A 1184-nucleotide genomic window follows, 5' to 3' on the forward strand; every position below is an offset into this window, starting at 1 on the left:
AGACTAACCTTTTTAATAATGAATCCACAATGTTCTGTGATGCATATTTCGTTTCATTAATCATCCCTTTCTGGGTTGTAATGCTGTTTTCTTTTGCGCAAATCGTAAACAAACAGCAGATGTGCTTTTCTTTGAACGCGTGTGGAATGTTTCCAACACCACAACAATGTACTTCCGTTCTTAGGAATGCTTTATAGCAGTATGGATTCAGCGGATTAAAGATCCTTTGGATTCAAGGACAACTGTGGAAGGATCGTGAATTTTTTGTCGCAGGCTCATTTAAAACACTTTAAAATAACTATGATTTGAAAAACGCAGAAGGCTCAAGGCCGAATCCAGGGGGGCTTGGGGGGGGGTATCGATTTGTTCGCGGAACTTCCTTGAGAAAAGGACATTAACTTTCATTTGAGCATGGACTGGAGTTCCTTATTCTTTCCATGAATGTTTGGAAACTTCATTTACGAGTTTATTCATTTCTAAATTACCACGAGATTTTTTAAGACATGGATTTTTAAAGTGCTTAGCTATTATTTCTTAAAAAGCTGGAGCACAAAAGCAAAACGCTTCCTCAAACTAGGGGGGGACCTGTCAACACGGAGTTTGTTTGATTGGAGAAGGGCATTGACCATGGCCGGAAGGTCATTCTATTTCAGGAGACAACGATGGAAGATTAATTTGAAAACAATTCTATCAATAAAAAGGCATCAGAACATTTTCAGAAAAGAACATTAACTTTAATTTGAGCATGGACTTCCTTATTCTTTCCATGAATGTTTGGAAACTTCATTTACGAGTTTATTCATTTCTAAATTACCACGAGATTTTTTAAGACATGGATTTTAAAGTTCTTAGCGATTATTTCTTAAAAAGCTGGAGCACAAAAGCAAAACGCACAACGAGATAGCAGTATGGATTCAGCGGATTAAAGATCCTTTGGATTCAAGGACAACTGTGGAAGGATCGTGAATTTTTTGTCGCAGGCTCATTTAAAACACTTTAAAATAACTATGATTTGAAAAACGCAGAAGGCTCAAGGCCGAATCCAGGGGGGCTTGGGGGGGGGTATCGATTTGTTCGCGGAACTTCCTTGAGAAAAGGACATTAACTTTCATTTGAGCATGGACTGGAGTTCCTTATTCTTTCCATGAATGTTTGGAAACTTCATTTACGAGTTTATTCATTTC

1 protein-coding gene is annotated in these 1184 nt (G+C 37.8%); it reads left to right on the forward strand.

What is annotated here, in order from left to right; all coding sequences use genetic code 11:
• The coding region (locus ACN0IC_RS15615) for a hypothetical protein (protein ID WP_416879668.1) at window positions 1-197 on the forward strand (197 nt) is incomplete at its 5' end.
• Between the last annotated feature and the right edge of the window lie 987 nt (window positions 198-1184).

The organism is Litorimonas sp. (assembly GCA_029936425.1).
Lineage (GTDB): Bacteria > Pseudomonadota > Alphaproteobacteria > Caulobacterales > Maricaulaceae > Litorimonas.